Annotated in this window: 14 protein-coding genes; 3 read left to right on the forward strand and 11 right to left on the reverse strand. The window is 53.3% G+C overall.

Translation table 11 applies throughout. The features are described from left to right. Positions 1-67: 67 nt before the first annotated feature. The 3 genes from P1S59_07110 to P1S59_07120 are packed head-to-tail and all read right to left on the reverse strand — an operon-like array spanning position 68 to position 4,255. Positions 68-1,465 carry a sigma-54 dependent transcriptional regulator gene (locus P1S59_07110; GenBank protein MDF1526020.1) on the reverse strand — a complete coding sequence of 466 codons (1,398 nt, stop codon included), beginning with the start codon at positions 1,463-1,465 and terminating at the stop codon, positions 68-70. Positions 1,466-1,467: 2 nt separating this feature from the next. Then, positions 1,468-3,660, reverse strand: coding sequence for an ATP-binding protein (locus P1S59_07115; GenBank protein ID MDF1526021.1), 2,193 nt, complete (start codon positions 3,658-3,660; stop codon positions 1,468-1,470). A gap of 13 nt (positions 3,661-3,673) precedes the next feature. Then, the gene (locus P1S59_07120) at positions 3,674-4,255 is read right to left on the reverse strand and encodes a DUF4390 domain-containing protein (protein ID MDF1526022.1); all 582 of its coding nucleotides are present in this window, start codon (positions 4,253-4,255) and stop codon (positions 3,674-3,676) included. Between the two features lie 379 nt (positions 4,256-4,634). On the opposite strand from P1S59_07120, the gene P1S59_07125 reads away from it, so the two are divergent. Further along, entirely contained in the window at positions 4,635-5,954 is a 1,320-nt protein-coding gene (locus P1S59_07125) for a M48 family metalloprotease (protein MDF1526023.1), read from the forward strand. Between the two features lie 145 nt (positions 5,955-6,099). Further along, positions 6,100-6,501: a phage holin family protein gene (locus P1S59_07130; protein ID MDF1526024.1), complete on the forward strand. Its 402-nt coding sequence runs from the start codon at positions 6,100-6,102 to the stop codon at positions 6,499-6,501. 597 nt (positions 6,502-7,098) lie between these two features. Here the strand turns inward: P1S59_07130 and P1S59_07135 are convergent. From P1S59_07135 to P1S59_07150, 4 genes are all read right to left on the reverse strand, one after another. Beyond that, positions 7,099-7,302 carry a hypothetical protein gene (locus P1S59_07135; GenBank protein ID MDF1526025.1) on the reverse strand — a complete coding sequence of 68 codons (204 nt, stop codon included), beginning with the start codon at positions 7,300-7,302 and terminating at the stop codon, positions 7,099-7,101. 172 nt (positions 7,303-7,474) lie between these two features. Continuing rightward, complete coding sequence (locus P1S59_07140) at positions 7,475-9,715, reverse strand: NADP-dependent isocitrate dehydrogenase (protein ID MDF1526026.1); 2,241 nt, start codon at positions 9,713-9,715, stop codon at positions 7,475-7,477. A gap of 836 nt (positions 9,716-10,551) precedes the next feature. Further along, positions 10,552-11,067, reverse strand: coding sequence for a flavodoxin domain-containing protein (locus tag P1S59_07145; GenBank protein MDF1526027.1), 516 nt, complete (start codon positions 11,065-11,067; stop codon positions 10,552-10,554). 435 nt (positions 11,068-11,502) lie between these two features. Then, positions 11,503-12,240 (reverse strand): single-stranded DNA-binding protein, encoded by a 738-nt coding sequence (locus P1S59_07150; protein MDF1526028.1) that lies wholly within the window; start codon positions 12,238-12,240, stop codon positions 11,503-11,505. Between the two features lie 277 nt (positions 12,241-12,517). Between P1S59_07150 and P1S59_07155 the strand changes: the two genes are divergently transcribed. Continuing rightward, positions 12,518-13,231, forward strand: a complete 714-nt coding sequence (locus tag P1S59_07155) for a J domain-containing protein (protein ID MDF1526029.1) — start codon at positions 12,518-12,520, stop codon at positions 13,229-13,231. A gap of 114 nt (positions 13,232-13,345) precedes the next feature. On the opposite strand, the gene P1S59_07160 is transcribed toward P1S59_07155, so the two are convergent. The 4 genes from P1S59_07160 to P1S59_07175 all read right to left on the reverse strand — a co-directional run bounded on the left by P1S59_07160 (position 13,346) and on the right by P1S59_07175 (position 17,412). Next, entirely contained in the window at positions 13,346-13,840 is a 495-nt protein-coding gene (locus P1S59_07160) for a rubrerythrin family protein (GenBank protein MDF1526030.1), read from the reverse strand. Between the two features lie 211 nt (positions 13,841-14,051). Continuing rightward, a complete protein-coding gene (locus tag P1S59_07165) occupies positions 14,052-14,822 on the reverse strand; it encodes a succinate dehydrogenase/fumarate reductase iron-sulfur subunit (protein MDF1526031.1) in 771 nt (256 codons plus the stop codon). Further along, on the reverse strand, positions 14,822-16,735 hold the full coding sequence (locus tag P1S59_07170; protein MDF1526032.1) for a fumarate reductase/succinate dehydrogenase flavoprotein subunit: 1,914 nt from the start codon (positions 16,733-16,735) through the stop codon (positions 14,822-14,824). The genes P1S59_07165 and P1S59_07170 overlap by 1 nt, the downstream gene beginning before the upstream one ends. An 11-nt stretch (positions 16,736-16,746) precedes the next feature. Beyond that, complete coding sequence (locus P1S59_07175; protein MDF1526033.1) at positions 16,747-17,412, reverse strand: succinate dehydrogenase cytochrome b subunit; 666 nt, start codon at positions 17,410-17,412, stop codon at positions 16,747-16,749. Positions 17,413-17,504: the final 92 nt, after the last annotated feature.

The raw sequence follows: 17,504 nt of genomic DNA on the forward strand, positions 1-17,504 counted from the left end.
CTTGATGGACTTTTTGCGAGTCCATCAACATTCTACATTCTGCGTTCTGCGTCCTGCGTGCTGGGGATCAGGATTCCTTCCTGATCCCCAGTTGCTTCATCTTCCGGTGGAGGTTGCTCCGCTCAAGTCCCACCGCATCGGAAGTTCTCGAGATATTCCACTCATTCTCATCAAGACGGCGTGTGAAGAAACCTTTTTCAAACATCTTTCTTGCCTTGCGATAGTCGGTCTCCTCCACGGCGCTTTCAGCCGCACCGGCAGGCCCTGAGCCCCTATCCGTAATGGAAGAAGGCACCATGCCAAGATCGATCACCTCCCGTGCGGATATGATCGCCAGTCGTTCCGCTACATTACGCAGCTCACGCACATTGCCTGGCCAGGCATATTCAACAAGGGCTTTTTCTGCTTCAGGACTGAAAACCAGGTCCGGCTTGCTGTAGATCTGTCCATATTCAGACAGGAAGCGAGTCAACATCTTAGGGATATCCTCCCTGCGCTCCCTCAGGGGCGGCAGGTGGAACGGGAAGACGTTCAAACGGAAGAACAGATCCTCTCTGAACTCCCCTCTTTCAATACAGGTCTTAAGATCCTTGTTGGTAGCTGCTACCACCCGGACATCCACGGAAATATCCCTGTTGCCGCCAACTCTCTGGAAGGTTTTCTCCTCCAGGACTCTAAGGATCTTGGCCTGAGTGGCGAGGCTCATGTCGCCGATCTCGTCCAGAAAGAGTGTGCCGCAGTGGGCCAAGTCGAATTTGCCCATTTTCCTTGAAGAGGCACCTGTGAAGGCTCCCCTTTCGTGACCGAAAAGCTCGCTTTCTATGAGGGTCTCAGGAATCGCCGCGCAGTTTACAGCCACGAACGCCTCTCCGCTCCGCCGGGAAGAGAAGTGAATGGATCTGGCCAGCAGCTCCTTCCCGGTTCCGTTCTCTCCGGTAATCAAAACGGAAGCTTGTGTCGGCGCAACGATCCTGACCTGCTCCAGCATAGCGGTGATAGCCGGAGATACCCCGATAAACTCCGATTCGCTCCCACCCTCACCTTTCAGAGCCCTGTTTTTCTCGAGAAGCGCGCGCTGGCTTAGAGCGTTTCGAAGGACAAGCTCAAGTTTATCTATGGAGAGAGGTTTTTCCAGGAAGTCGTAAGCACCCAGCTTGGCAGCCTTCACTGCTGTTTCAATGGTTCCATGACCGGACATTATGATCACGGGCAGATCCGCATCGAGTTGTTTGATCCCCCTCAGTACTTCAATTCCATCCAGATCGGGCATCCAGATATCCAGGAGTACACTGTCGGGTTTGTCCGCAGACACCCTTTTAAGTCCCTCCTGCCCATCAGACGCCTCAATAACAACAAAGCCCTCATCCTCCAGAATAGACCGGATACTCTCACGAACCCTTGGCTCATCATCCACGATGAGGATCAGATCTGAGGGCCCGTGTTCTCCTGCAACTTCCCTTTCCATCTCTATATCCTCCTGGTAGGATCCACATCCACCGGTATCTGAATGGTAAACACCGCACCGCCCATGGGACCTGGAGTACAATCCAGCCTCCCGCCATGTTCTTCCACGATGCGCTGGGCTATTGCCAGTCCGAGTCCTGTTCCGTCCTCGCGAGTGCTGAAATAGGGGTCAAATATCCGGTCCATTAGATCCGCTGGAATACCGGAACCGTTATCGGACACAGAAACAGCCACCATCCCCTCCTCAATGATGCTGGTGGAAATACGCACGATACCCTCCTCACCGCGATCCTGGACAGCCCTGATGGCGTTGTCGAGGAGGTTGATAATGACACGCCTCATCTGTTCGTCATCGTAACTGATCCTTCGGAGGTTTTTTTCCAGGGATACCTCAACTGCCCCTCCCCCTTCACCACCAACCCTGAAAAGAGCTGCAGCCTCCTCAACGGCATTGTTAATATCACCCGGCACCAGTTTCAATACCGGCAAGCGGGCGAACTGACTGAATTCATCCACAAGGTGACGCATAGCATCCACTTCCCGGACGATTGCATCGGTTCCCTCCCTGAGAACACGATCATCGGCCTCATCCAGACGGCCAATAAGCTTCCTTCGTATCCTTTGAGCTGATAACTGGATGGGCGTTAATGGATTTTTGATCTCATGGGCGATCCTCTTGGCAGCTTCTGACCATGCTGCCTTGCGTTGGGCGTTTACCAGCATTGTCATGTCCTCGATGACGAATACTGTTCCAATGTTTTTCCCTGGAGCGTCCTCCATGACGCTGACGGTGACAAAAAGGATGAGGGGAGTACCTTGAACAACTATCGGTATCTCCCTTCTTATTCTGGCTACACCTTCTTCCCTGAGTTCGCCGAGCATCCCATCGATGAGAGCCGCGTGCTCCAGAGTCAAAACTTTGGAATAATACTTTTCCAGCACATCTTCTGCCTTGACGTCAAACATCCTCTCGGCAGCCCGATTGAAGGTATTGACCCTACCCGCAAGGTCCATGGAAACAACCCCGGTACCAACGTTCCTGAGCACAGTTTCAATATAGGTCCTTCGCTGTTCGTTTTCACGGTAGGCCTTATCAAGTTTCCTGTTAGCACCGTCAAGCTCCTCAGTCATCCTGTTGAAAGCCTGGACCAATATCCCGATCTCATCCGACGCCTCGCTGTCGATCCGTACCGTAAGATCGCCGGAGGCCACCTTCTCAGCTCCTTCGGCCAGGAGACCAAGGGGAACGGTGATGCCCCTGGCAAGGTAGAACCCTAGCCATACTGCCGAGAACAGGATGAGCAGGGTGATCAAAAGCAGGTAGGACATATAGTTGAGCCTGATAGGGCGTTCCTGGAGCCTCATCTCCGTATAGCTGCGGTAGGTTCGGCTGAGGGTCTCGGATTTAAAACGAACTTCCTCGGGAAAATGCAGGGAAACCACAACGGCGCCCTGTCCGTCAGGCAGGATGAGGGGAGCCGATGCCCTGATGTACTCGCCTTTATCCGCGCTGCTTACGTTGTCGACAACCCTGCCCACAAGGGCGTTCTGTACGAGGCTGCTCTGATTATCCACAAAGTTTTGAGGGCTGGTACCGTCCCAGGCCCTGGCCATGAAACCACCAGATGCATCAAACATGTCAACCATGGACAGAGCGTATTCTTTCCTTATCTCCTCCAGAAGGTCTTCCAGATCCTTACCCTCAGGTGGGGACTCAAGGCGGCTGCTTACCCTCTGGGCAAGGACCCTGGAACGATCGGTCAAGGTGGAATAGTAGTCCCTGGACACACTGAGAGCGCCCTCAACAGCCTGATCCACGTTGGGATTAAACCAGTACCCTATGCTGTCGGTGATAAACCCCTTGGCCACAAAGAAGAGGAGGATCGTAGGGATCAGGGAAAAACCCACGAAGATTAGAACCAGGCGGGTCCTGAGGTGATATCCGAAAACCCGTGCCCGTCCCTCGTAGAACAGTTTGATGGCGTTTCTGGCGAGCAAAAAGACGAGAACTGTTAAAAGGATGATGTTTATATTGATCAGGAAGAAGATGAACAGGTTGCCACCCTTGGGATCTAAATCCCGCATGGATTTGTACCTGCTACCGAAAAAGAGGACCAGGGCGATGAGAAGAAGGATCACGACAATAGCCGTAAACCTGCTTCGGTTGTCCCTGAATTTAAGCGACCAGAACCTCATTGAAGTCATCTCCTCAGAAGGTAAAATCCAAATAAACCCAGGAGGTTTCCTGGTTGAATATGGTGGTAAAAAAGAACAGATATCCCAGAACGGAAGGCAGCTCCGCTGAACGAAGAGTCGCCATCACCCTCACACGGTAACGACGGTTCCTTTCCAGTTTTTTAAGGGGATAAAGGCGCCAGTCGACAATGCCCGTCAGCCACCCCAGCGCTTCTTCCTGGTCTTTGGTCGTCTTCACGAGAGGTTCCCGCCCATACCCATCCCCCTCACCCTTGAACAGGTAGAGCTGTTTGACTGGATCGAACTCAAGAGTGTGGATGATCTCTCTATTCCTGACTGTCTTCACTCCCAGAAGAGATCCCTTCGTGGTCAGACGGATCCGGTAGCTTAAGGTCAGTGGAACACCTCCGCGCAGAGCCTCTCGCATCTCTTCACCCAGCTCGGTCACCAACTGAGCAGAAAGCAGGATATTATCCTCTCCCTGATGCAACTTAAGGTCGCTGATATGGGGCTTTACTTCGGCCGCGTTTACGTCCGAAGCGAATGACAGGATCAGGATGCTGATCGACAGGATTTGAATGAAATGTTTTTTCATAGGATAGTTCCGCGTCACTCCAACGTTAACTACCTCGCAAAAAGCCTCTTCGCGCTTCCCAGGGGATCACGCCTTAGGCATGATCCCCCATCAGTCCCGCCAGTGGCGGACCTGTTTGATGGACTTTTCGAGAGTCCATCAAGATTAAAACATCAAGCCTGAGGAAACAAGACAAAAGTGTTGCAAAAACAACACATAGAATTTTATGAGCAAAATTTAATGTGCTAGTCCTGGACCTAGACCTGGACGCTGACTTGGTTATAATAGGAATGATGAAGGAAAAAGGATGACGGAGGAAAAATGGTGAATTATTCGTACTCCCTCATCCCCTATTCCTTATTCTGATGCTGGGACTACTACCAAGGACTAGGACCAAACAATGAATCTTTTTGACATCCCCCTTTCCCGTAGACGCTTCCTCGCTCTTGCCGGCATCTCGACCGGAAGTCTGATCTTAGGTTGTGCCGTAAACCCCGTTACAGGGAAACAGCAGCTCATGCTGGTGTCCGAGGGTGAGGAGAAGCAGATAGACCGTGTGAACAGTCCCCACCAGTTCTCCGCGGATTATGGGCCTATCCAGGATAAAAAACTTTCAACCTATATCAGCGGTGTCGGAAGCTCCGTTGGCGCCGTCACCCACCGCCCGGACCTTCCCTATCGCTACATCCCACTTAACGCCGCCTACGTCAACGCCTACACCTTTCCAGCAGGCAGCATCGGGATCACCCGCGGTATCCTCCTGGAACTCAATAGCGAAGCGGCCCTGGCTGCCCTCATCGGTCACGAATTGGGACACGTCAACTCTCGACACACGGCTCAGGCCATGAGCAAGGGGGTTTTGACCTCTCTCGCCATTGCAGGTCTATCTTCAGCAGCCGCAGATCTGGGATCAGGGGCTGAGCAGTTAGCTGGTGGTCTGGGACAGATCGCAGCGGGTGCTCTTCTTGCCAGCTACAGCAGGGAGAACGAACGGGAGGCGGACGCCCTGGCCCTCAAGTACATGGTCAAGGCCGGGTACAGCCCCCAGGGTCATCTTGACCTCATGGACATGCTAAGAAGCCTCAACAATCAAAAACCCAGCGCCATCGAGCTCATGTTCGCAACCCACCCCATGAGTCAGGAACGTTATGATCAATCCCTGAAAACCATTGGAACTATGGATTCTTCAAGGATGAATCTTCCCCTGTACCGGGAACGGTATATGGACAATACTGCCTCACTAAGGGCTATTGCCCCCGCAATAGAGCAGATGGAGATGGGTGATCAACTCATGAAAGGAGGAATGTTCAGTAAAGCGAAGGACCACTACGGGGATGCCCTGAGAAAAGCCCCTGGGGACTACGCTGCATTTCTGATGATGGCCAAGTGTCAGTTAGCTCTCAAGGACTATTCACTTGCCCAACGTTACGCTGAAGATGGGACTGAGGTCTACCCCGGAGAACCCCAGGCGCTGCACCTACTCGGGATGTCCGAACTTCTCCTCAAAAGGTACGACTCTGCCCACGAAAGGTTCCTGGCCTACAAAAAGAAGCTCCCGGGCAACCCCAACACTGTCTTTTATATCGGGCTGTCAGCGGAGGGCATGGAAAAGCAGGAGGAAGCTGCCAACAGGTACAATTCATACCTCAAGGCGGTGAACAAGGGGGAAAAGGCCCAGTACGCCTACTCAAAGTTAAAAGAATGGGGATACATTAAATAGTCTAGAGTGCAGAGTGTTAAGGTAAAGGCGGTTTTGAGGTTTGAGGTTTGAGTACTGGGTACTGGGTGCTGGATATTAAAGTATAACGTTAGCTTTCACTTTCAAGTTGCTTAATTTGTTAATATATTTGTGAAAGAGGTACGATATGCGATTCTTAACCAACTGGTTCCTTTACGCTCTGGCCATTGGCATCACCGCCTGGATCCTGCCTGGGGTTCACCTCAACGGGGTCTTCGCAGCCCTGGTCACGGCTGCCATCCTTGGCTTCGTAAACGGGGTCCTGCGGCCTGTTTTGTTTATCTTTACCTTTCCCCTGACCATCCTTACCCTGGGCCTCTTCACCTTTGTGCTTAATGCACTCATGGTCCTGCTGGCGGCGGCCATCGTTCAGGGGTTTATCGTTGACGGCTTCTGGTGGGCAGTACTCTTCTCTCTGATCATGTCTGTGGTCATCTATCTCCTGGGTGAGGCTACGGAACCGCCTGAGAGGACCATACGGTATGTGAGGCAGGGACCGGATGGGAGAAGGGAGAGGGATGTCAATTGAGCGCATCGGGCTCAATTGACAGTACGCAGGTCGCAGGGCGAAGAGCGCAGGAAAAGCAAGTTGAGACTTGATTACTAAGGCTTAATCTGAGGGGGAGTTTAATTGGTTGGGGTACGAGGAGTGATTGAGGATTGAGGATTATTGAAGCGTGATTCGTGAACCGGAATTTTTAAGTTTGATGACTTCGCAAAAAGTCATCAATGCGCCCCGCGCGGGGCGCTCAAATCAATGACTCACTCCGTAAGTCATTGATTTGTAAGGAAAGGGAAAACGATGCTTTTCCCTTTCCGTGGAGCGAAAAGTCCCGGATTGGACTTTTTGCGACTCTATCAAGTTTGATGTCTGAAGTTTGAAGTTTGATGTTGTTGTAATCGTACTGGATACCCGGCTCTTGATCTTTCCCCGTTTCGCCGATTCCAAACTTGCCACGCCAAAGGCGTGATTTCCCCGTTTCAGCTCTCTTTGCGCCTCCTCATCCAAAAATATTGTATCAATTCGTTGGTGTAAACCGCAAAGAGAGCTATGGCCGCCCCTCCCCCCACGTATGCCCCTATGAAGGGTTTGCCGATATCAGCCCAGGTGTAGACAACGGCCGCGCTAAATGCGGCCAGAAGTACTTTGGAATTGGTAAGCAGGAAGGAATATTTTCTGTCTGAAAACCGCCACTGGAGCAAAAAAAGCGGGAAAGGCCAGGATGTTCAGCCAGCCGCCGATCTCGTCCAGATCCACGTATTCCCTGGCGTACATAATAGAGGTTCTGGTCTCTGTGTTTGGATCGGCCGCATCCCTGTCAATGGGCACAGTGTAAGAGCAGCTTGACATGGGCAGGAAGAAGGACAGGAGCAGCAGGTTGGCCGCTATGATCTTAAGAAGCGGATAAACAGGACGCGAAGACGCGGAGACGCGGTGAGGAAAGATCTTTCTCCGTGTCCCCGTGTCTTCGTGTCAAGCGGTTCCAATCAGTCTCCTGCACCTAATTCCCCGCCGCGAAGCCATCAAGGATAGAGTTGAAAGTGGCGCTGGGGCGCATGGCCTTTTCTGCCTTCTCCAGATCGGGGTGGTAGTAGCCGCCTATGTCCTGGGGATCACCCTGGGCGCCGATGAACTCGGCGTTGATCTTCTCCTCGTTGGCCTCGAGCTCCTTCGCCAGCTTTGCAAAGCGCGCCTGGAGCTTCGTGTTTTTGGCCTGCTTGGCGACGGCCTGAGCCCAGTAGAGAGCGAAGTAGAAGTGGCCTCCGCGGTTGTCTATCTCGCCGAGTTTCCTGGCAGGTGTCCGATTATTTTCAAGCCACTTGGCGTTGGCGGCCTCCACCGACTGAGCCAGTTCGATGGCCTTTTCGTTGTTCATGACCTCGCCCAGGTGCCTGAGAGATTCGGCCAAGGCGAGAAGCTCCCCGATGGAATCCCAGCGCAGATACCCCTCCTTGACGAACTGCTGAACGTGTTTGGGTGCCGAGCCCCCGGCCCCGGTCTCGAAGAGGCCGCCTCCGTTGAGCAGGGGCACGACGGAAAGCATCTTGGCGCTGGTATTGGCCTCCAGGATGGGGAACAGGTCCGTGTTGTAGTCTCGAAGGATATTCCCTGTAACGGAAATGGTGTTCTTTCCCTCCCGCATCCGCTCGAAGGAGAACCGCGTAGCCTCTGCGACGCCCATGGTGTAAAACTCCAGTCCCTTGGTGTCGTGGTCCTTCAAATAAAGATCGACCTTCTTGATGAGTTGGGCATCGTGAGGCCTGTTCTTGTCGAGCCAGAACACCGCCGGCCATCCGGTGGCCCGAGCCCTGGTCACAGCAAGCTTGACCCAGTCGCGAATGGCCTCATCCTTGACGGTCGGTGCCCGCCAGACGTCCCCTTCCTCAACCTGGCTTTCCAGAATGGTCCTGCCCGCGGCATCGACAATGCGCATCGTCCCCTTGCCTGGAGCCTGGAACGTTTTGTCGTGGGAGCCGTATTCCTCAGCCTTTTGCGCCATGAGACCGACGTTGGGTACGCTTCCTATGGTGGAGGGATCAAGGGCGCCGTGTTTCCTGCAGTTCTCAATTGCCTCTTGGTAGAGTCCCGCATAGCTGTGGTCAGGGATGGATGCCTTGGCATCGTAGGGTTTGCCGTCGGGACCCCACATCTTCCCGCCATCGCGGATCATGGGGGGCATGGAAGCATCGATGATGATATCGCTGGGTACGTGGAGGTTGGTGATCCCCCGATCCGAGTCCACCATCGCAAGACGCGGGCGCTTGACGTAGACCGCCTGGATGTCCGCCTCGATCTCGCCCCTCTTGCTCTCGGGCAGCTTATCCAGCCTGGCGTACAGGTCCCCGATGCCGTTGTTGGGGTCAAACCCGATCTCCTCGAGGGCTTTGGCGTGTTTTTCCAGGACCTCTCTGTAAAAAACCTTGACGCAGTGCCCGAAGATAATGGGGTCGGAGATCTTCATCATGGTTGCCTTCAGGTGCAGGGAGAAAAGCACATCTCTTTTCTTTGCATCCTCGATCTGCTCTTCGAAAAACTTCACAAGGGCCTTTTTGCTCATGAAGGTGGCGTCCACAACCTCGCCGGCTTTAAGGGGCAGGCCTTCCTTCAGGACCTTCACCTTACCCTTGTCGTCCACGAATTCGATCTTGGCGGTGGTGTCCCCGGACATGGTCGTGGATTTCTCGTTGGAATAGAAGTCCCCTGATTTCATGGTGGACACGTGGGTCTTGGAGTCGGGCTTCCATTCATGCATCCGGTGTGGGTGCCTGCGGGTAGCCTGCTTCACGGCTTCAGCCAGACGGCGGTCCGAGTTGCCCTGGCGCAGCACCGGGTTGACCGCGCTCCCGAGTACGACGGCGTAACGCTCCTGGATCTTCCTCTCGGCCTCGTTTTTCGGCTCTTCCGGATAGTCGGGAACGTTATAGCCCTGCTCCTGGAGTTCCTTGATCGCCGCCGTGAGCTGGGGGATAGAGGCGCTGATGTTGGGAAGCTTGACGATGTTGGCGTCTTTGGTCAGGGCCAGCTTCCCCAGGGCCGTCAACTCGTCGGGGATCTTCTGATCCTCGGTCAGGTTCTCCGGAAAGTTGGCGATGATCCGGCCCGCCACGGAGATATCCCTCAGCTCCACCTCGATCCCGGATTCCTTTGCGAAAGCCCGGATGATGGGGAGCAGGGAGAAGGTTGCCAGCATGGGGGCCTCATCAGTTAAGGTCCAGCTGATCTTAGGTGTTTTTGTTGTCATGTTTTTCCTCCTGGATATTGATCAATACATTTTTGGCAGCAGCTGTGAGCTGTGCTGAGAGCTCAAAATGACGCCTCGTGAAATTTCCAGCTCACCATGTCTTCAACATGGCTGGCCTTCACTATGGGACGAGAGCCTGACCCAGGCGTCCCAGTATTTGTTTATATTAAACAGGGGCTTAAAAAGTATACAATATACAGTATACATATATCTGCCGATAGCAGTTCTGTCAATGATATTTCCGTGGAAAAGCCGTGATTCGTAACTCGCTTGCCACGCCGACTTGTCACGGCGAAGTTCGAAGAACGAAGACGGAAGCCTTACGCGAAGGAGGGTGATCCGTAATTCGAAAAACATGTGTTTGAAGTTTGAGGTTTGATGTTTGATGTTTGATATTGCTGGAATCGTCTCCCCTACCGAATCATGTATGAGCACTCTTATCTTGAACGCTAAATATTATGGCTTCTTTCCACCTATTAGCCAGACCGTGTAAAAAAAAAGGAGGCCGCCTGTTACTATGAGCCACTCACCCCAGACATCCAATTGAAAGATATTTAACTCCCATTGGCCGTTGACAATGGCCAGGGAACCGACAAAATAGAGGTAAGCGCAGCCGATTAATTGAACAATTAAGAGTAATCCCTTTATCCATCCAGGTATTTTCACAGGTTCTCTCAGAAATCCATATTCTCAGAACAGTTGGAACCGGGATTGCTTCGGCCCGGGCCGCAGCCTCGCAATGACAATCTATTAAGGTGTACAAAATACTCGTTCTGGTTTTCCTACTGGATTCTGAATTCTGGCTCCTGAATTCAAGTTTTTCCAGACCTTAGACCCTAGACACCAGACACTACAAACTCCTCGATCCGGTCAATGAACGGATCGACGCTTCCCATTTCCATTCTATCGAATCCCGTCGTTTCCCTCCCTATCTTCTCATAGAACGCCAGGATCCTGGATTCGTCCTCGTCGTCCAGTTCCTCCATGAGCATGCGACCGCCCAGGACGGCTACCGCGAAGGGCTCCGAGGGCAGGAAACGGGTGAGTTTTTCAAGGTTCTTATTCCCCCCCTCCCCTGCCTTGGGATTCCAAAGGGTGTCTCCGCACACCACAAAGGCGGCAAAAGGCTTACCAGCCAGGAGATCCTGGTACTTGTCAAGAAACGCCTCCATCTCCGGAAGAACCGAATATGCGTATATCGGACTACCCAAAACGATGAAATCCGCCCTCGAAACCGCATCAGATGATGCTTCAGACGCCCTCAGAGCCTCTGTACCGAGCTTTTGTGCCATAAGGGAGGCATACTCGGCCGTGGAACCGTATTTACTCGCGAAAACGATCATTCCCTTCATCGTTTTCGCTCAGGTTCCAAATTCCACGTTCCAGGTTCCATATATTTCACCGACATTATATCTCCATGTTCCTGCGTCCGAGGTTTTTCTTCAGGTTCGAACTTCAAACCTCAAACATCAAACTTGACAGGGTCGCAAAAAGTCCGTAATCGGCTTTTTGCTCCTCGGAAAGGCAAAAGCGTCGTTTTCCCTTTCCTTACAAATCAATGACTTACGGAGTGAGTCATTGATTTGGGCGCCCCGCGCGGGGCGCATTGATGACTTTTTGCGAAGTCATCAAACTTCAAACTTGTTCTTTCGCCAAGTCGCTCAGTCGGTCAGTCGTTTTCTCCCCCCTCCCCCATGCTCCCAAGCACCCATGCTCCCTTTTCCCCGTATCGCCGTGTCCCCGTGTCAGATGGTTTCTCTACGTTTCCCCGACACCCCGATACCCCGTTACCCCGAAACGTTGAGCGGGAATTCAATGCCGATCTCCGCCAGCTCCCGCTCAACAATCTCCGCCCAACCTTTATTAGCGGCCGGATTCGCAGGGCTCGGGTGCGTAATCCTCCCAATTTGGACATCCATCCCCTCCAGGGCCGCAACAGATCGATCGTAGGCGAACTTGCCGATCCCGATGACCCATTCAGGAGTCAAAAGTTCAACTGTGCTCTTCATCGCTCCGTCGCAAAGTCGAAACAATCGGACTTTATCCTCGGCTCTCAACTTATCCGGTGTAATATTTTTGCCTGTTTCGTCAAAAATAGCCAAAGGACAGTAGTTAACAACAAAGAAATCCTTGAAGAACTCTTCGGCCGGTCCGAACCGATCCCTTGCCCATCCCCATAGCCTTGATCCGCTCACTTCACTCCTGGTGCTGGCAAACCCGTCGATGGGCCTTTTGGTGTGAAGGCGTTTCGGCTGACCAATGTGGCCCTGGATCCCCATCCAGTCGCGTACGACACTCACATCTCCAAAGGGAACCCCTGTCTGCAGCATCCCCCAGGGGCCCGGGTTCATTCCTACGAGAACTACCCTCTTTGGAGATTGACCGAACTGATCAAAATATAGGGACAGCAGTCCACGGGCATACTCGGTGGGATCGTAAACAAACCCAACTGGCTGGCTGAAAGATAGCTTTCTCAGGCTTTTACTCAGTTGGTCGGAAATATATAGAAGTTTACTGGATTCCATTGCCACAATATATCGTATGTATCTGAATGATACTAGTCAGCCAGCGGGCATCTCAGAATTCAGATTTCAGATCTCAGAACAAGACTCAAAACCACCACCAGATGCCATATAACTCCTCTGAGATTTGAGATTTGAGATATGAGATCCGTCCCAAACTCCTGTCTTGACAAAAGTGACAAATTTCCCCAGAATATCGTTAGTGTCAAGTTACGGTCGACACTTTTGGCCTGCCTTTTATTGGAATCGGCGTCATGCTGCCAGAGGAGATTGATATCCCATGAGCCCCGAGATCGCTTCCGCCCTGCGCCTCCTCTACGGAGACCAGATAACGGCCAGACCGGATATGCTCAGAACCCTTGATCCCGAGGGGCTCAAGACCGCGTTTCGAAAGCGCGCCATGGAGCTTCACCCCGACAGGGCTAAGATCATCGGTAAAAGCAGCGATGAACTCAGTGAGTTGTTCAAGGATATCCAGACAGCCTATGAACAGCTCCGGGAACTGCTGGGCCCTTCCTTCGAGACCTCACGGCATTTCAGAAAAACGGACAAGACCAACACGGGATGGACCAAAGCACCGGGCGAACACTACTGGGAAGCGAACATCCCCCGATCAAAGCTGCTTTTAGGTCAGTTCCTTTATTATGCGGGGCTGGTCACCTTCAACACTCTTGTGTCAGCTATCACCTGGCAGCGTCAGCAAAGACCCACCTTCGGAAAAATAGCGGGAATGTGGGACTACCTATCTGAAATCCAGGTGAGAGAGATCATGGCCTCCAGAAAATCGGGAGAGAAACTCGGGGAAGCAGCCATTCGCCTTGGATACCTCTCCCCCTTCCAGCGCACCGCTGTTATCGGTTTCCAGAAGTGGCTCCAGCGGCCCATCGGAGAGTTCTTCCAGGAGATAGGTATTCTTGAGGAAGCGGAGATCGTTTACCTCATCGGGCTTATGAAGAAACATAATAGGAGAGTGGAAAGAGGCAACTGGCTCTAGGGTCTGGGGTCTGGTTTTTTCTGCGCCCTTCGCCCTCCGCCCTTCGCCCTGAAAAGTACAAACGAAAAGAGCCCGGCTTTTGGCCGGGCTCTTTTCGTTTCGTTTGTACTTTTCTCAGTCGATCTTCATGAAATGATCCTTGCTCATCCCACAGATGGGACACCTGTCCGGTGCCTCACCTTCCACAGTATTGCCGCAAACATCACAGACAAAATAGGTGGTCTCTACAAGTTCTACCATGGCATCGAGTGCCTTCTGGTAGAGCTCTGCGTGGATCTTTTCCACTGCGTTGGCGTACATGAAACTCATCAAGGCGGCCTTGTTATCCTCTTCCTTGGCATCCGCGATCATCTGGGGATACATGCTGGTAAACTCATGAGTTTCCCCGCCGATGGCTTCCTTCAGATTGTCTGCCGTTCCTCCGACGCCTTTCAAAACCCTCAGGTGCGCATGGGCGTGGACAGTTTCGGCAGCCGCGGCGGCACGAAACAAACGCGCTACCTGGGTGAGTCCCTCTTCATCTGCCTTCTTCGCAAAAGCCAGATACTTCCTGTTAGCCTGGGATTCCCCGGCAAAAGCTTCGGCAAGGTTTTTTTCTGATTTGCTCATTGTTGTTACCTCCCTCTAAATCCGTGAATCGTGATTCGTAATAAGTGATTAGAAAAAAAATTCAGTGCGCTTTTTGAAACTCGAAATCATCTTGTATCAATCTGTAATCAGAACAGTTAGAGTGCCACAAAATTCGAATTCATACAAGGGTTAACAGCTTATTGATCCACGTTTTTTCCAATCACGAGTCACGAATCTCAAATCACGGACCTTAAAACACCAACGCCTTCAAATACTCCCTGTTCAGCCTGGCGATAAACTTCACGTCGATCCCTTTCGGGCACGCCGCCTGGCACTCGTAGTGGTTTGTGCAGTTGCCGAAACCGCACTCCTGCATGGCCCCAAGCATGCTGTTCACACGCTCAACTGCCTCAACCTTGCCCTGGGGCAGTTCGGCCAACTGGGACACCTTGGCCCCCGTAAAGAGCATGGCTGCCCCGTTGGGGCAGGCGGCAACACATGCGCCGCATCCAATACACTCGGCAGCATCCATGGCATAATCGGCCTTTTCCTTGGAAATGAGGATGGAATTACCGTCAGCCGCAGCCCCGGTGCGCACTGAGGTATAACCGCCAGCCTGGATGATCTTGTCCAGGGCGCCCCGGTCCACCACGAGGTCCTTGAGGATGGGGAAGGCTTTGGCCCGCCACGGCTCTATATAAATGGTGTCCCCATCCTTGAACTTGCGCATGTGCAGTTGGCACACGGTGGTCCGTGTCTGTCCGCCATGGGGAAGTCCGTTGATGACCTGGGAGCAGGTTCCGCAAATACCCTCCCTGCAGTCGTGGTCGTATACGATAGGCTCCTTCCCCTCCTTGATAAGGTCCTCGTTCACAACATCGAGCATCTCCAGGAAAGAATGGTGTTCGGTGATCTCCCTGGCAAGGTAGGTCTCAAAGCGGCCCGGCTCGTTGGGCCCCTTCTGGCGCCAGACGATCAACTTCAGGGTCATCGTCCTGTGATCATTATTGGATGGGCTCATTATTTGTAACTCCTTACTGCGTAGTGAATATTTTCGAACGTGAGAGGCTCCTTGTGGAGTTCGGGTTCATTGCTGTTACCCTTATACTCCCATGCCGCCGAGTAGCTGAAGTTCTCGTCGTCACGCTCGGCCTCCCCTTCCCCCGTCTGGTGCTCGACTCTGAAGTGAGCCCCGCACGATTCATCGCGGTTCAGCGCATCGCGACATAGCATCTCGCCGAACTCAAGAAAATCAGCGACCCGGCCGGCGTTTTCCAATTGCTGGTTCAATTCAGAACCGGTCCCGGAAACCTTGAGGTCCTCCCAGAACTCCTCGCGCAGAACCGGGATCTTTTCGATGGCCTGGCCGAGGCTCTCAGCGCTGCGCGCCATTCCCGCGTATTCCCACATGATGGCACCAAGTTCCCGCATGAACTCTGCCGGTGTCCTTTTTCCGCCTATTGACAGGAGCTTTTCCACACTACCCCCGACCTCGTCCATGGATGCCTTGCACTCGGCAGCATCCTCTTTGAGCATGCCGGGTGTCGTCTGGGCCAGGTAGTCAGCGATGGTGTAGGGAATGACGAAATAGCCGTCGGCAAGCCCCTGCATCAGGGCGCTGGCCCCGAGCCGGTTGGCTCCGTGGACAGAGAAGTTGGCCTCGCCCAGAACGAACAGCCCGGGAAGGTTGCTCATGCAGTTGTAGTCCACCCACAGACCGCCCATAGCATAGTGGGGAGCCGGGTAAATGCGCATGGGTACTTTATAGCCGTCCTCGTCGGTGATCCTCTCGTACATTTCGAAAAGATTGCCGTACCGTTCACGGATCACATCCTCGCTCAGACGTTTGATTGAGTCTCTGAAGTCGAGGTAGACCCCGCGCCCTCCAGGCCCCACGCCCCGCCCATCATCGCACTGCTCCTTGGCGGCCCTGGAAGAGATATCACGGGGAGCGAGGTTACCGAAAGAGGGGTATTTCCTCTCAAGATAATAATCGCGGTCTTCCTCAGGGATCTCGTTGGCCGAACGGGTTTCATTCTGTTTCCTGGGGACCCATATCCGGCCGTCGTTGCGGAGGGACTCTGACATGAGGGTCAGCTTGGACTGGTAATCCCCTGCCTGGGGAATACAGGTGGGGTGGATCTGTGTGTAACAGGGGTTGGCCATGTAAGCGCCTTTTTTGCATGCTTTCCAGATTGCGGTGGCACTGCAGCCCCTGGCGTTGGTAGACAGGTTGTACACGTTGATGTATCCGCCTGTACAAAGAACCACGGCGTCCCCCACATGGGTGCGTATCTTACCTGTTACAAGGTCACGGATGGTGATCCCCTTGGCTTCCCCATCCACGAGGATAAGGTCGAGCATCTCGGTGCGGGGGTAAAGCTTGACCGTCCCCAGCTTGATCTGTCGAGAAAGGGCCGAGTAGGCACCGAGGAGAAGCTGCTGTCCCGTAAGACCGCGGGCGTAAAAGGTTCGAGAAACCTGGGCGCCGCCGAAAGATCGGTTATCCAGGTACCCGCCGTAGTCCCGGGCGAAGGGCACACCCTGGGCCGCGCACTGGTCGATGATGTTGTTGCTCACCTGCGCAAGACGCCACACGTCGGCCTCACGGGCCCTGAAATCGCCGCCCTTAACCGTATCGTAAAAAAGCCTCCGGATGCTGTCGCCGTCGTTGGGATAGTTCTTGGCGGCGTTGATCCCACCCTGGGCTGCGATGGAATGGGCCCGGCGGGGCGAATCCTGGTAGCAGAACGTCTCCACGTTGTACCCCAACTCCCCGAGGCTGGCGGCAGCCGAAGCCCCGGCAAGGCCGGTACCGACGACCAGTACCTTATATTTGCGCTTGTTGGAGGGGTTAACCAGCTTCATGTCGAAACGGTGCTTGTCCCAGGTGTTTTCAATGGGTCCGGTTGGACTTTTTCCGTCGAGTATCACAATCATGCCCCCTATTTGGCCAGGATGCCGGTTAGGATGAGGAACGGGATCGCCCCGAAACCAAGAAGGAATACACCCGCGATGAATTTTCCCATCAGGTTGAACTTCGGCAATGTCCTATCGTTGTTTATCCCCAGAGTCTGGAAAAAGCTCTGGATACCGTGGCTCGTGTGAAGGAAAAGGACAACCATGGAAAAAATGTACAGCGCGGACACCGCCGTTATGCGCAGACTGCTGACCACCATGGTGAAGACGTCAAAGCGCCCCACTTCATCAGTAGCAAGAACGATATCGGGAGTAATGCGAACGGTAAATTGAAGCAGATGACCCACGATAAAGGAAAGCAGCAAAAGCCCGGTCCAGATCATGGTCTTGCTGGCGAAGGTGATCTTGAGCTTTTTGGACACGGCGTATTTCCCCGGATTAGCGCCCCAGTTCTCCAGGGTCAGGATGACGCCAAAGAGGATGTGGACGCTGATCATGAGCAACATGAACGCCCTGAAAACCCACACGAAGGGACCCAGGTCGTGGAGATGCTGCGCATACGCGTTTATCCAGCCCGAACCCACGAAGATCGTGGAATTCCCGACGAGATGAACGATTACGAAGCCGAGCAGGAAAAACCCGCTCACCGCCATCAGCACCTTTCTGCCAACGTTACTCCTGAGCAATGACATGGCATATTCCTTTTGTCTCATGGTTGACTATAATAGGGTCGCAAAAAGTCCAGGCGGGTCTTTTTGCTCCACGGAAAGGGAAAAGTGTCATT

This window comes from bacterium, assembly GCA_029210965.1.
Taxonomy (GTDB): Bacteria; BMS3Abin14; BMS3Abin14; order BMS3Abin14; family BMS3Abin14; genus JALHUC01.

Excerpts from the sequence above, each read along its gene's own strand:
- P1S59_07145 (MDF1526027.1), bottom strand. The coding sequence starts at position 11,067 with ATGAAGGGAATGATCGTTTTCGCGAGTAAATACGGTTCCACGGCCGAG.
- P1S59_07125 (MDF1526023.1), top strand. The coding sequence starts at position 4,635 with ATGAATCTTTTTGACATCCCCCTTTCCCGTAGACGCTTCCTCGCTCTT.
- P1S59_07150 (MDF1526028.1), bottom strand. The coding sequence starts at position 12,240 with ATGGAATCCAGTAAACTTCTATATATTTCCGACCAACTGAGTAAAAGC.
- P1S59_07115 (MDF1526021.1), bottom strand. The coding sequence starts at position 3,660 with ATGAGGTTCTGGTCGCTTAAATTCAGGGACAACCGAAGCAGGTTTACG.
- P1S59_07175 (MDF1526033.1), bottom strand. The coding sequence starts at position 17,412 with ATGTCATTGCTCAGGAGTAACGTTGGCAGAAAGGTGCTGATGGCGGTG.
- P1S59_07165 (MDF1526031.1), bottom strand. The coding sequence starts at position 14,822 with ATGAGCCCATCCAATAATGATCACAGGACGATGACCCTGAAGTTGATC.
- P1S59_07120 (MDF1526022.1), bottom strand. The coding sequence starts at position 4,255 with ATGAAAAAACATTTCATTCAAATCCTGTCGATCAGCATCCTGATCCTG.
- P1S59_07160 (MDF1526030.1), bottom strand. The coding sequence starts at position 13,840 with ATGAGCAAATCAGAAAAAAACCTTGCCGAAGCTTTTGCCGGGGAATCC.
- P1S59_07130 (MDF1526024.1), top strand. The coding sequence starts at position 6,100 with ATGCGATTCTTAACCAACTGGTTCCTTTACGCTCTGGCCATTGGCATC.
- P1S59_07140 (MDF1526026.1), bottom strand. The coding sequence starts at position 9,715 with ATGACAACAAAAACACCTAAGATCAGCTGGACCTTAACTGATGAGGCC.
- P1S59_07110 (MDF1526020.1), bottom strand. The coding sequence starts at position 1,465 with ATGGAAAGGGAAGTTGCAGGAGAACACGGGCCCTCAGATCTGATCCTC.
- P1S59_07155 (MDF1526029.1), top strand. The coding sequence starts at position 12,518 with ATGAGCCCCGAGATCGCTTCCGCCCTGCGCCTCCTCTACGGAGACCAG.